Raw genomic sequence first — 12,185 nt, 5'->3', positions numbered from 1 at the left:
TGTGAGGCATGGCGGACATGTTCTACGTAGGTGCCTACTGGGGACCACGTGCCGAGTCGGCTACCGACTGCGCCCGTCGACTGGCTCGTTGTTTGAGTCATCTTGGGGCGGCACACCCGACCTTGGCGGCATGGTTTCGTAAGGGCAAGAGCAGGTCCGCCGCCTCCGGCACCCCCGTGGCAACCAGCGATGACGCTCTTGAGGCCATGCTGTTGGGTGGCCGTAACCGCACAGATGTGGGTGACCACGTCATCACCGAGCTCGGCTTCCGTGTGTCGCTGTGGAACAAGAGTGCTGTGCCGGTCTCATTCAGCACGACATGCGGTGCTTATCCGGCGACGACTTCCATCAATAACTATTTCTTGCTGGAGCTCCCTGAGCCCTCAGAGGCGGCGGCTGAGCTGTACGACCCAGAGATTGCGAGGTTCGTATTTTGCTCGGTGGTTGAGGCGTGGGATCCGGAATGGGCGACGTTTGCGAGCCATTCGATGCGTGCGGCTCAGGGAGGAGGGCCGGGGCGTCCAGTGGGTGGATGGATGACGTATGTCTCGGGCGATCAAGAGGCAGCGAAAGGTAGGGCCCTCGGACTGCCCGCGGAAGAATTCTCGAGCGGAATCTTGTTGACGGCTGGGCCTGACCCTCGGCAGGTATCGGATTCGCAGTTGTCGAATATCGTTGAGTTTCTTTCGCCCTAGGATGGCCAACTTCATAATGTCTTAACTTCGGCCCTCCCGTTGAGACGCAACGGCTCCGCCAGATCCTGGCGGAGCCGTTGCTGGTTTGACGACAACGTAGACGGCCACGTCTGCCGACGAGCGCTGCCGCAGGCAGAGGTCCGGCCGCCATGAAGGGCCTCAAGAGGTTCGGGCAGCACAGCAGGCCCGCCATCGATTTGGTCATGGATCTTGCGGCGCGATATGGGCTGACGGTCTACGACCCGCAGGGTGATGAGGCAGCGCGACCTCACCGTTCACGTCCGAGCACCGCTGGACCGGGCGCGAAGGCTGGCTCCTGGCCAGGGCGTCGCGGCCAGTCCCGGCGGTGACCCGCCGCTGCAACTGGGAGCAGTCGGTCCGTTCTCCCGCCCACACCACGAGTTCCCCGTCCAGCACGGCGCCGGGTGCCACCGCCTGGTGGACGGCCTCAAGGACGTCCGGGAAGTAGGCGCCGAGGTTACGCTCGGCTCTGGACTGCAGATAGACCCCGTCGTGGTGGCGGAACGCCAGGGCCCGCCAGCCGTCCCACTTCGGCTCATAGGACAGGCCGTGGCCCGTCGGCACGATTCGAACGGGTTTTGCCAGCATCGGCGCGACCGGTGGCCGCAACCTGCCACCGGCGTCGGGTGGGCTGGCCCGCCGGCGGCCAGGGACTGACCGCGAGACACACCTTGGGCAGACCCGAACAGGCCTTACCTCCTCTTCTGCAGGGTTGGTCCCTGCGGCGGGCGGCGCAGGAAGATGCCGAACAGTCGATGGACGTACGACCTCCCTTTACAGGCATGCCTTTCGATCGACATGATCCTTAGAGACGGTAGCCATCCACCACGAGGAGGCCCGCCATGTCGACCACTCAAACCTCTTCCCGACTCCCGCGCGCCAAAGGCACGCTGCCGCGCTCGCCGTCGCGGCGCTCGCGGGAACCTTGCTGGCCGGCGTGAACGCGCAGCCCGCGTCGGCCACGCCTCCCGGCATCCCGTCGAAGGCCACGGCGCAGTCCCAGCTGAACGCCCTGACGGTGGCGGCGCAGGGCTGCACCAGCGGCTACTCCCGGGACCTGTTCCCGCACTGGATCACCATCAGCGGCAGCTGCAACACCCGCGAGCAGGTCCTCAAGCGCGACGGCACCTCCGTCGTCGTCGACAGCTCCTGCGCGGCGACGTCCGGCCGCTGGTACAGCCCGTATGACGGCGCCACCTGGTCGGCGGCCTCGGACGTCGACATCGACCACGTCGTGCCTCTGGCAGAGGCGTGGCGCTCCGGCGCCAACTCCTGGACCACCAGCCGGCGGCAGAGCTTCGCCAACGACCTCACCCGCCCCCAGCTGATCGCGGTCACCGATAACGTCAACCAGGCCAAGGGCGACCAGGACCCGTCCACGTGGCAGCCGCCGCTGGCGTCCTACCGATGCACCTACAGCAAGATGTGGATCACCGTGAAATACAGCTGGGGCCTGACCCTGCAGTCGACGGAGAAGTCCGCGCTGCAGAGCATGCTCAACACCTGCAGCTCCTGACCACACAGCTCCGGCCGGCGGCGCCGTCACTCGGGATGCGACCGCCGGCCGGGCCCTTGAGTCATCACTGGGGCGGGGACGAGCGGCGTCACCATCTTGCTCGCGCCAACTGCCGCCGGCGTCCGCGGCGAGCAGACGCTGGATCAGGGCGAGGGCTTCGGACTCGGTGTCGAAATCCCACCGCAGTACCCGACCCGTCTCCGCATCGCCGGCGCGGGCGATGACCTTCCACCGAACCTCGCGGGTCAGCCACACGTCCCGGCGGCCCAGCCGTCCCCAGATGCCGTTCCACCAGCGCCCCGCCACTCCCCGCCCCACCGCATCGTACAAGCGTTCGACTGGCGCTGTTGGGCGAGCCGGCGGGCGAGGGCGGTGTGGCGGCTGGCGCCGGCTTCCGTACCAACCAGCACTTCACGCTTAGGCAGCACCCACTGCGCCGCCACCACCTCGACGACTTCGGGGTCTGCCGACGTGCGGCTGGGAACTCTGCACCGACGCGGCCTTCGGCAGTGCCGCTCAGCGGGACTTCTTCGTCGCCCGCTTGCGGGGTGGCGTCAACAGGTCGGCGATCGCCGCGATCGCGGACGGCACGAGGCGGTAGTACGCCCAGACGCCCCGCTTGTCGCGCTCGAGCAGGCCGGCGTCGGTGAGGATCCGAAGGTGATGACTTACCGTGGGCTGGGAGAGACCAAGCGGCGCGGTGAGGTCACTCACGGACGCCTCGCCCTCCGGAGCGGACTGGATCAGACTGAGCAGTCGCAGCCGGGCCGGGTCGGCGAATGCCTTCAACACTCCCGCGAGCCGCTCGGCATCGGCACGCTTGATCGGCTCGCCAGCCAGCGGCGAGATAGCAGGCGTAGCAGTTTTCGCAGCTCCCACGTCTTCCATCGTCCCACCCACGCCATCGACAGGCCGGTGGAACCAGGACCGGTCACCGTCAGTTCGCGGGTAGGGAGCCGGGTTAACCCGTCCCAGCCGTGTCCGTGACATGGGCGGCGGCGAGCGGAACGACAGCGGGCGCTCTGATCAGGCGCTGTGGTATCGGGCCGCGCATTCGCTGCCGTAGGCGTCCATGGGGATGCCTTGCTGAGGGTACGAGGGTGCCCAGCCGGCGATGACTTCTTGACCGCCATGGGTGATGACCAAGTTCGCGAACCGATACATCGTTGCTGTGAGCCTGCCGTCGTTCTTGGCCAGCCGGAAGCGATGCTCACGCCGAACCCAGCCGGGCTGCAGCACCCCACTGAACACGCTGCCGCAGAAGATGACGTAGGCGCGCGGGACAGCGGTGATGGTGTCCAACAGCCGATCGAAATGCTCGTTGAGGACGGCCGGTGTCATGCCGTGGGTGCTGAACTGGACGGATTGGTACGGGATCAGCTCGAGCTGCAGCTTTCGGTCGACCACCCGTTCCAGGTTGATCCATCTCGCATCGGACACATCGTCGCCGACAAAGTCGATCACATTGAATGGACGCAGATAGCGGATTTGTCGATAGTCGAAGGGCGACTTGTGGGTACGACCCGAGTTGGGTCCGTACTTGTCGCGGCCGAAGTGAATGCACTGATCCAGGTACTCCTCGGCGCACGGAACTGGCCCGCTGTAGGCGGAGGGTGCCACGTGCGCGAGATCCTGTTTCGGGTTGAGGTGGACCAGCACCAGGCGGGCGTCTAGATCGCCGGTGAAGTATTGCGGCACAGCGGTGGCGTGAAACCGCTGCCCGGTGGCGGCCGAAAGCTGGTCGGCTCGACGGACCCGGCCGCGCTCGGCCAGGTCGGCTAGGTCGGTCTTGACGTCTCGGCGCAACACCTCAAACCCCATCGGACCAGGGTAGACCGAGGATGTCCGTTGATCCCTGCTGGAAGGCGGGCATCGGAAGCAGGATTACTCCGCGTGGTCGTGACGCTCCCGTCGGGTGTAGACCCGGTTCGGAGAGCTGTTGTGGTGAGAGCCGGCGGATCTGAGAATTGTGCGCGTGAGGAAGTTGTACGCCCGCCCCAACAAGGCCACAGAGCTTGAGGTCCGGCCCGAGTTGGCAAGCTGGGACGCTGCGGGCCGTCCCAGCCAAGAACGGCTGGCGCGGTTCCTGGACCACGTCGCCTCGATTGCCGAGCCGGTGATGACCGCAGTGGACGGGCCGGTGGCCGTCGAGTTGGTCGTAGGCGTGCCCGACCCGTTGCCGTTGACGGCGGGCGGACGCGACCTGGACAACTATCTCTACCCGGTGGCACAGCGCCTCGGGGCCAAGCGGATCGGCGCCGTGTTCGGCCGCAAGGTTCGGGGAGGATCCTCGTCGCTGGCGGTGGGGCCAGCTGTGCCGCAGGCAGTGACCATGGGGCCACAGTTCGCTACCCGCGTCGCCGGGTCGTACGCGAGCAAGCTCTGGAAGCAAACCCTGCGGGAGCGGTTGCTGGCGGCCCAGGCCGCTCCTGCCAGCTCAGGGCCGGTTCGGATGCAGATCGCTGTGACCACCGGCTCTGGCCGCAACTGGGCCAACCTCTGGAAACCGTTGCTCGACTCCTTCGGCCCGGTCCTGGGCGAGGATCCGCTGCAGTCGTTCCATCCATACGATGATCGAATCGTCGACCTTGGCCTACACCACGTCGTCGACGCCGAACTCGGCCACGACGTGCTCGTCGAGGCATGGTGGGGGGAACCGACCTACGACCCTAATTTGTTGACCGATTACAGCAGCCGCGCCGATCGCAGACCCTCAACGTGACCTCTACGTCCGGGTGCTGGGCGACGCCTGAACACGTGCGGCGGAACGCCAACTCCATCAGCAGGGGCGCCCGGTCGAGGTCGAATAGGTCTGATGCCTGGCTCAAGGGTCGGCGTTATGGCTCGACCGTGGCGGGCGCGTCGGTGAGGTTGCGCTCCAGTTCGCGTGGCAGTAGCTGCCATGAGGTGTAGGTCGGGGTGCGGAAGTCCGGGTCGCCTGGTCGAGCGGTGGTGCGTCCAACACGCTCAAATCCAGCAGCGTCGTAGTCGATCCGCTTGAAGGCGGAGACGCACCAACTGGCGCTGGCCCAGGGCGGCAGTGGACTCCCGTCCAGCCGGAATGGCGTCTCGGGTTTGTCGGCGAGGGTGTCGAGTTCGGGTTGGGGCGGCAAGCGGGTGCCGGTGTAATCAAGGGCGACGAGGACGGGTGCGACGGAGTGCCGGTCGTCGTCGATGCGGGCAACCCGCAACAGCGCCAGATTGCCGTTGGCCGCGCGGTAGCTGAGCACATCGCCCGGTTGCAGGTCGGTGACGTGCCGGCTGGGACGGCGCACCTTCTTGCGCTGAGGCTGTGGGCCGGTCAGTTGTGCCCGTGCCTTGTTCAGGACGTCCCGGCGCTTGGCACTGAGGCGAGGGTTGTCCGACCACCTGGCCAAGTCGGCTCCGCTGTCGATGGCGGCGAGGGCACGCTCGCGAACCCTGGGGTCGAGGCGGCCGAGCTTGGATTGAGTGACGGCCAAGGCCAGCCAGACTGAAGTGGCCTCGTCCGGGTCGTCGAGCGTGTCGGCGTAGGAGCCGAGCATGCGTTGGGTGGCCTCGTCGTCGTCCAGGCCGTCTTCGAGCATCTCTCGGTACTCGTCGCGCACGTCACATGCCGTGTCGTCGGAGAACAGGCCAGGCCCCCAGGCGCCCATGGTCACCCCCATGCGTTCACGTGTCGCGTCTGGCCAACCTGCCACACGTACGGCTCCCCGTCACCTGCGGCCGGCTGGCGGCCAAGGCCGGGTCTCGGGACGTCCGTGACAGATTAGTCTCGGGACGTGGGTGACACGTTCGGCTAGATGATCAGAGGGATCGTCAATACCTGTGGACAGGTGAGCCGGTCAGTCCCCGGTGGTCTTGTGCCCTTTGGTTGCGAGTAGGTGGCGGAGCCTTCGGATCTCAGCGATCAGGCGTGGGACGTTGCTGCGGGCGCTGGCGATGAACTGGGCGTTCTCGTCCCACCGTTCGTCCGCGATATCGACATAGCGAGGGTGCTGGACGAGGGTGGCGGCCACCATCTCGTGATGGTCGAAATCCGGCCAGCGTTCACCGAGCCCGGTGTCGGGGATCGTGCTGATGGCGACCAGGCTCATGGCGAAGTCATCGTCGAGTTGACGCACGTGCCAGGGACCCGGAGTCGCTGCGTCGGCAAGCTCCTCGATCTCGGCGAGCTCCTCGTCGCTGATGGGTTCGGTGGCGTCCATCAGGCGGCGAGCTCCGTCAGAGCGTCGCTGGCTTCGAGCCGAACGGACGCTTCTGGGTGGTTGAGGTACGGCGTGATGATCGGCCGGGCGGCCGGGGCGTGCGTCAGGCCAAGGATGAGCAGCACATACTCGGTGAGCTCCGCCGACAGGTTGGGCAACAGCGGAATCAGCTGCTGGAACAGCGCCAGCGGCAGCACGTAGGTGGTGGCCGCGTCGGCGCACGCATTCAACGCTGACTCCCGCACCCGCTCATCAGTCTCAGCGGCCGTCAGCGTGACCAGCCGTGCCACGGCGGCTTCCGTATCGTCCTGGTCACCGGCGCAGCGTCGAAAGCAATCGCCGACTTCAGCGGCACCGTGCTCACGAACCCGCGGGTCGGGATCGGTGAGCAGGGCCAGTGCCCTTCTCAGCGCGTCACGGCCTGCGTCCCGGTCCTCATACTCGTACGGCACCACCTCATGATCCTCGACGGAGCGGGCCCCGATTATCGGCCTTCCGCACCGATCCCCGCTGGCTCGGCTCGGCGGAGTGTCATGCAGGTCCTGATAACGGTCTGTCACGCAGGGCCCGAGACCGGACTGGCGGCTGCCGCCAATGCCTGGTCTCGCATGATGGTTGAACCCGCCGTGTGCATCGAACAGGTCCCGCTGACGGGGCAATAGTCGATTCCGTCCATGCCTGGTGACGGCATGCCGACTGGCGATCGACACACCGGTCGCGCTGCAGCACTCTGACCGCCGTCTTGGGTCACGGCACCGGATACCTGTTGTCGCCTGAGGACTGCCCGCTGCCAGGTCTACCGTGCTGATCACCCACGCGTCGGCGGCTCTGGCCCGTCGATGTGCTGGGCGATCACTCGCTCGGTCATCACGGCGAGGTCGGCAAAGGGCCACCAGGGGCCGGACGTCAGCGACACCTCCCGGCAGCCTTCCCAGCCGGAGTTCGGGGTCGTGCCGAACGCGGTGCGGTAGGTGTCGATGGCGGCGAGGACGACGAGGTCGGGGTAGAAGTGCCAGGCGGGATCGAAGAACTGGTCGTTGGCGTCGGGCAGGCAGTACTGCACGACGGCGCGTGCCTCGTCTTTTTGTTCGACCATCGTGTGGTGGTCGTGCCAGTACCAGGCCGGATGTAGGGCGTAGCGGCGGACTGCTTGGCCCAGTGCGTCCCAGGTCGGGCGCAGGACCTGCTCATAGGTGCTGCGTACTGCGGTCAGGACCGGTTGCAGCGCGGCGCGTTCTGCTGGCAGGACGGGTGAGCAGAGGTAGGGGTGTTCCATCAGGTCGTAGCGTTCGTCCATGCCGTCGTAGCGTTGTTCGCCGTAGTAGCCCTCCCACTCGAAGAATTGGTGGAAGTCGCCGTGTGCGGTGATCTGTTCGAGGTCGGATGCCTGCTGCCACAGCGGTGCCCGCGCCGTGGACAGGGCCTGTTGGAGAACGTCTCGGCGCACCTGGCGCACCAGCGGCGTGTTGCCATCACCGATGTGGCGCCCGAGCGCGTCGATGGCCTCGTGCAGGGACGTGCACCAGATGAATCGGGACGGCGCCGGGAGGCCGGCAGCGCGGTAGGCCGCCCGGACGGCGGCTTCGGCGGCTTCTCGGTCCACGGGATCCGTCGCTGTAGCGGCTGTCGTCCAGAGGGCGGCGACGTCTTCGGCGGTGACCGGAGTCATTCCTAGTTCCATGCTTTCATCCAATCCATGACGATCAAGGTGCTCAAAGTGTGTGAAGCGATCGGGGACGGCAGGTAGCTACCTCTGAGGTGTCCTCCGGGCCGCTGCCTGGTGGTGGCTGTGCGTGATTCATGGGTGACGTGACGGTGATCCTCATGTTTGACTGGGGTCTATGCGAGCGGGGGAGGCGCGGCTGGCGATCGACTGTGGAAGTGCCACCACGACCGCGGTCGTGGCCTGGCCGGATGGCAGGTGGTTTCCGCTGCAGTTCGACGGTGAGCCGGCACTGTCCAGCGCGGTGTTCCTATCCGATGACGGGAACGTCCTGACCGGGCAGGGGGCCTGGCAGGCGGCGGTCGCGGACCCGCGACGGTTCATTCCGGCGCCTCGGCGCTCCGCCGAGCAGACCCTCACCGTCGCCGGCACTGAGGTCGACGCGTCGGATCTTGTCGTGGCGACCCTGCGCCGGGTGGCCGATGAGGCGCAGCAGGCGGTGGGCGTCCCGGTCGAGGACGTGCGCCTGGTGGTGCCCGCGGGGTGGGGGCCCCGCCGGCGGACGTGGATGCGGCATGTCGTGCACCGGGCTGGTCTGCCGCAGCCTCGCCTGGTGGAAGCGCCGGTTGCCGTGGCCGGTCATCTGCTGTCGATGGGTGTGCAGCTTCCGGTGGGTGCGTTCCTCGTCGTCTGCGACGTCGGTGGGGGAGCGGAGGTAAGCGTTGTCCGTCGCGGTCCGGCCGGGTTCGAGGTCCTGGCGACCCTGGCCGACCCGGACGCTGGTGGCGGCGCCATTGACCATGCGCTGGCGGGCATGTTGATCGGCGCGGCGACCGGTTCGGCGGGAGAGGAGGGGCAGAGGTGGGCGCTGACCGCCAGCGTGCAGGCGGCGAAGCATGCCCTGTCCCACCACGCCGCGGTCACCGTGCCACTGCCAGACGGCCCGGCGGCGGTATTGAACGCGACGCTGATCGAGCAGGCTGCGCAGCCAGTGCTCAGCCGGGTCGCTGAGCTGACGGTGGAAGCGGTCGCTGCGGCGGAAGTGGACCGGGCAAGCGTCGCGGGTCTGTACTGCGTCGGGGGCGTTGCCCACATGCCGTTGCTGGAGAAGACCCTCACGGAAGCTACCGGCATGCCCCCGATCGTGGTAGCTGATCCTGGCCTCGCCGCGGTGCGTGGCGCCGCTGACGCTGGCTCCGCCCAGGCCGACCGCGGCGCTGTTGCTGAGGAGGCGCCTCCGGTGCCGCCGGTGCGCAGGGCGGTCGCGATCGCGGTGCCCGGCTTCGCGTCGCTGGCCCTGGTGGCGCAGTTCTTGCTCACCCCGCAGTGGAGTGGCTTCATCATCCGGCCGGCGGCGCTGCTCAACTGGGGGGAACTCGCCATGGCCGCGGTGTTCGCCCTGATCGCCTGCCTCGGCGCCGGCACGGTCATCGCCTCCGCCATCGCCGCCCGCAACGCAGCCGACCACAACCCACCCGGCGTGCAGACCGGCACCGGGATCCTCGCCGCCGCAAGCATGGGCAGCGCGACCGCCGGCATGTACGCCGTCGTCGGAAGCCTCTACATCCAGACCGCGGTCGGGCCGTTCCTGCGGTGGGCGCTGCTGCCGATCACCCCGATCATCGCGGTCGCAGCGGTGATGGCCCTGGTCGCCGCCCGCCAGTGGCGCACACCCCCCGGCGGATGGTCACAGCTCCTAGCCTTCCCCACCACCTCGGTGGTGATCGCAGCCACGGGCATGTTGTGCATCCAGTACTCGCTGACCGCCGACCGGTGGCCCGACATGATCCTGTTCATCGACATCACCGGCCGCCTCGGCGGACTGCTCCTCGGCGCCGGCACCATCATGGCGATAGTGCGACAGCCACTGCTCAGGCTGATCCTCGGCGCGCCCATGGCGGTCATCACCGCCGCCCTGGTCAGCCCCCGCGCAACCGGGATCCTCGGCGTCATCTACGCCATCGCGGTCGCCGTGTGGTGGATCCGCCAACTGTGGACCCGGATCCTACGACCGCACCCCCACCTGCACACATGAACGTCTCCACCGACTCGAACCTCCGTCACGCCGCAGGCGAAACGACCGGGTGGTGGTGGCGGTGAAATGGTCACAGCGTGTGGCAGGGCTGCTGGCGCTGTCGCTGCTGTTGATCGTCCCGCCGCTGGTCCTGCTCGAGACCACTCGATGGCCCATCCAAGGCATGCCCACCGCCGAGCAGGTACAGGACTGGGTGGCGCAGCCGCTGACCGAACGCACACTCACCGCCGGTCTGACCCTGCTGGCCTGGCTGATCTGGCTGTTCGTCGCCTACACCACCATCGTGGCCGCCGCCCGCAGGGTGCGCTCCGGCGCGCGGTGGCTGCGCCGCCTCCCGCTGCCCACGCCACTTCAGGCCACCGCCACCAGCGTCGCCGGCGCGGCCGCCCTAGGCGCGGGCCACGCCGCTGTCGCCCAGCCTCCCGAACCCGTGGCCCCGGTCACCACCTCCGCCATTGACGGTCCACCGATCAGCCCCGACACCGCTGACCCGGTGGACGTGGGGGAGGGGGTCACCGTCCCGGGAGGATGGCTGCCCCGCCAGACGGCCGAGCAGATAGCAGCCGCATCGGTGCTGGTGTGGCTGCGCCGCCGCCGCGACTACCAACCCTTCACCGGGTCAGGACCGCCGCACCATGACCTGGCACCGCTGCCAACGACGGCCGCAGCTGTCCGGGCGGCCTTGGACGCCACTGCCAACACCCCCGATACGGCGGAACGCCCACGACCGGCCGAGGCTACGCCGGCGGCGTCGCCGATCGTGCTGCCGGCGGCGGTGGCACTGACCGGGCCCGGTGCCCTGCACGCCGGCAGGGGAGTCCTGGTCACCACCCTGCTTACCGCCCTACGGCAACCGGCGGGTCCGGCACCGACCGTGATCACCCGCCAAGCCCTCACGATGCTGCTCGGCCCAGCCGCCACCGTCGCACTGCAACAAGGGATCCCCGGCCTGCAGGTCACGACCAGCCTCGACGAAGCACTGACACTTGCTCACGGCGCCGCACGCAACATGCTGCTCATCAGCGACACCGTGCCCGCGCCGGCTGGCAGCCGGTTAGCCGCTGTGCTCGATACCGGCACTGTCACCGCAGTGGTTCTCGGAACCTCGCCGGTCGGGGCCGCGTGGCACGTCGACGTCCACGGTCACACCAGCGAGGCCGGACGGCCGCAGCAGGGCGGGCCGCGGCTGTGCGTGCTGGACCAGGTCGCCGCCACCGACCTGCTCGCGGTCCTCACCCACACCCAGCCCCCGCTGCAGCGCCAGCCAGCCGACGCCGCGGCCCTTCCTCGCCCACGGCCCCCCGCCGATACCGTCGACGCCCACGCGGCCATCGCTCGACCGGCCCCGCCACAGAGGCAGCTGCGGGTGCTCGGCAAACCCGCCCTGATCGTCGACGGACAACCCGTCACGATTCGCCGCAGCGCCGCCTGGCAAGCTCTCATCCTCCTCGCCGTCTACCCCGACGGTCTGCGCACTCGGCAGCTGACCGACGCGATCTGGCCCGGTGTCCCCGCCCACACCGTCACCGGACGCCTCTACACCACCCTCAGCGAACTACGCCGCAGCATCGGCGCCAATGCCATCGACCACGCCGAGGACCGCTACCGCCTCGACCCGGAGCAGGTAGACGTCGACCTGTGGCACCTACGCTCGGCAGCGCACAACGCCGCCACCGCCCTCACCGACCACACCGGCGCCTGGCAACAGGTCATCGACGCCTACACCGGCGACCTCGCCACCGGCCACAACTGGGCATGGGTCGACCCGCCGCGCGAAGCGACCCGACGACTGGTCATCGACGCCTACGCCGCCGCGGCCGCCGCCCAACCCGACCCACAGCGCGCCCTGCAGTTGCTGCAAGCCGCGCTGCGCGTCGACCCCTACAACGCGCACCTGCACCACCGCGCCGCCGACGCCCTCACCGCCCTCGGCGACCACACCGGCGCCGCGGACCTCCTCCACGCCTACCACCGCTCTCTTGCCGACGCCGGGCTCCCACCCCAACTTGTCCACCAGATCGCTCCCTCCACAAGCTGAGCTGCCCGCCCCCGCAGCCCGGCTTCGCCT

Annotated in this window: 12 protein-coding genes; 5 read left to right on the top strand and 7 right to left on the bottom strand. The window is 68.3% G+C overall.

Annotated features, from left to right (window positions below):
- Positions 1-8 precede the first annotated feature (8 nt).
- Positions 9-695, top strand: coding sequence for an Imm52 family immunity protein (locus V6U88_RS27085; RefSeq protein ID WP_334457241.1), 687 nt, complete (start codon positions 9-11; stop codon positions 693-695).
- Positions 696-896: 201 nt separating this feature from the next.
- Here the strand turns inward: V6U88_RS27085 and V6U88_RS27080 are convergent, their stop codons facing one another.
- Positions 897-1,304, bottom strand: a complete 408-nt coding sequence (locus V6U88_RS27080; RefSeq protein ID WP_334457240.1) for an ATP-dependent DNA ligase — start codon at positions 1,302-1,304, stop codon at positions 897-899.
- A gap of 337 nt (positions 1,305-1,641) precedes the next feature.
- Between V6U88_RS27080 and V6U88_RS27075 the strand changes: the two genes are divergently transcribed.
- Positions 1,642-2,232, top strand: coding sequence for an HNH endonuclease family protein (locus V6U88_RS27075; protein WP_442934709.1), 591 nt, complete (start codon positions 1,642-1,644; stop codon positions 2,230-2,232).
- Positions 2,233-2,748: 516 nt separating this feature from the next.
- Here the strand turns inward: V6U88_RS27075 and V6U88_RS27070 are convergent.
- Both V6U88_RS27070 and V6U88_RS27065 read right to left on the bottom strand, forming a co-directional pair.
- Positions 2,749-3,120: an ArsR/SmtB family transcription factor gene (locus V6U88_RS27070; RefSeq protein ID WP_334457238.1), complete on the bottom strand. Its 372-nt coding sequence runs from the start codon at positions 3,118-3,120 to the stop codon at positions 2,749-2,751.
- A 138-nt stretch (positions 3,121-3,258) separates the two neighbouring features.
- Positions 3,259-4,053 (bottom strand): hypothetical protein, encoded by a 795-nt coding sequence (locus tag V6U88_RS27065; RefSeq protein WP_334457237.1) that lies wholly within the window; start codon positions 4,051-4,053, stop codon positions 3,259-3,261.
- A 154-nt stretch (positions 4,054-4,207) separates the two neighbouring features.
- Here V6U88_RS27065 and V6U88_RS27060 point away from each other — a divergent pair, with 154 nt between their 5' ends.
- Positions 4,208-4,954: a hypothetical protein gene (locus V6U88_RS27060; RefSeq protein WP_334457236.1), complete on the top strand. Its 747-nt coding sequence runs from the start codon at positions 4,208-4,210 to the stop codon at positions 4,952-4,954.
- A 115-nt stretch (positions 4,955-5,069) separates the two neighbouring features.
- Here the strand turns inward: V6U88_RS27060 and V6U88_RS27055 are convergent, their stop codons facing one another.
- The 4 genes from V6U88_RS27055 to V6U88_RS27040 all read right to left on the bottom strand — a co-directional run bounded on the left by V6U88_RS27055 (position 5,070) and on the right by V6U88_RS27040 (position 8,112).
- Positions 5,070-5,879 (bottom strand): DUF4259 domain-containing protein, encoded by an 810-nt coding sequence (locus V6U88_RS27055; protein ID WP_334457235.1) that lies wholly within the window; start codon positions 5,877-5,879, stop codon positions 5,070-5,072.
- 177 nt (positions 5,880-6,056) lie between these two features.
- Entirely contained in the window at positions 6,057-6,419 is a 363-nt protein-coding gene (locus V6U88_RS27050; RefSeq protein ID WP_334457233.1) for a hypothetical protein, read from the bottom strand.
- Entirely contained in the window at positions 6,419-6,874 is a 456-nt protein-coding gene (locus V6U88_RS27045) for a HEAT repeat domain-containing protein (protein WP_334457231.1), read from the bottom strand. The genes V6U88_RS27050 and V6U88_RS27045 overlap by 1 nt, the downstream gene beginning before the upstream one ends.
- A 353-nt stretch (positions 6,875-7,227) precedes the next feature.
- Positions 7,228-8,112, bottom strand: a complete 885-nt coding sequence (locus tag V6U88_RS27040; protein WP_334457230.1) for a hypothetical protein — start codon at positions 8,110-8,112, stop codon at positions 7,228-7,230.
- Positions 8,113-8,260: 148 nt separating this feature from the next.
- Here V6U88_RS27040 and V6U88_RS27035 point away from each other — a divergent pair, with 148 nt between their 5' ends.
- Positions 8,261-10,117: an Hsp70 family protein gene (locus V6U88_RS27035; RefSeq protein ID WP_334457227.1), complete on the top strand. Its 1,857-nt coding sequence runs from the start codon at positions 8,261-8,263 to the stop codon at positions 10,115-10,117.
- Between the two features lie 79 nt (positions 10,118-10,196).
- Positions 10,197-12,155: a hypothetical protein gene (locus V6U88_RS27030; protein WP_334457226.1), complete on the top strand. Its 1,959-nt coding sequence runs from the start codon at positions 10,197-10,199 to the stop codon at positions 12,153-12,155.
- Positions 12,156-12,185: the final 30 nt, after the last annotated feature.

This window comes from Micromonospora sp. CPCC 205739, assembly GCF_036906795.1.
In the GTDB taxonomy this organism is placed as follows: Bacteria; Actinomycetota; Actinomycetes; order Mycobacteriales; family Micromonosporaceae; genus Micromonospora.
The sequence above is the reverse complement of the archived record's forward strand: the minus strand, read 5'-3'. Positions and strand labels throughout refer to the sequence as shown.

What these genes read in the sequence shown, in the direction of transcription:
- V6U88_RS27055 (WP_334457235.1), bottom strand. Translation starts at nt 5,879, where the DNA reads ATGGGGGTGACCATGGGCGCCTGGGGGCCTGGCCTGTTCTCCGACGAC.
- V6U88_RS27085 (WP_334457241.1), top strand. Translation starts at nt 9, where the DNA reads ATGGCGGACATGTTCTACGTAGGTGCCTACTGGGGACCACGTGCCGAG.
- V6U88_RS27050 (WP_334457233.1), bottom strand. Translation starts at nt 6,419, where the DNA reads ATGGACGCCACCGAACCCATCAGCGACGAGGAGCTCGCCGAGATCGAG.
- V6U88_RS27080 (WP_334457240.1), bottom strand. Translation starts at nt 1,304, where the DNA reads ATGCTGGCAAAACCCGTTCGAATCGTGCCGACGGGCCACGGCCTGTCC.
- V6U88_RS27035 (WP_334457227.1), top strand. Translation starts at nt 8,261, where the DNA reads ATGCGAGCGGGGGAGGCGCGGCTGGCGATCGACTGTGGAAGTGCCACC.
- V6U88_RS27065 (WP_334457237.1), bottom strand. Translation starts at nt 4,053, where the DNA reads ATGGGGTTTGAGGTGTTGCGCCGAGACGTCAAGACCGACCTAGCCGAC.
- V6U88_RS27070 (WP_334457238.1), bottom strand. Translation starts at nt 3,120, where the DNA reads ATGGAAGACGTGGGAGCTGCGAAAACTGCTACGCCTGCTATCTCGCCG.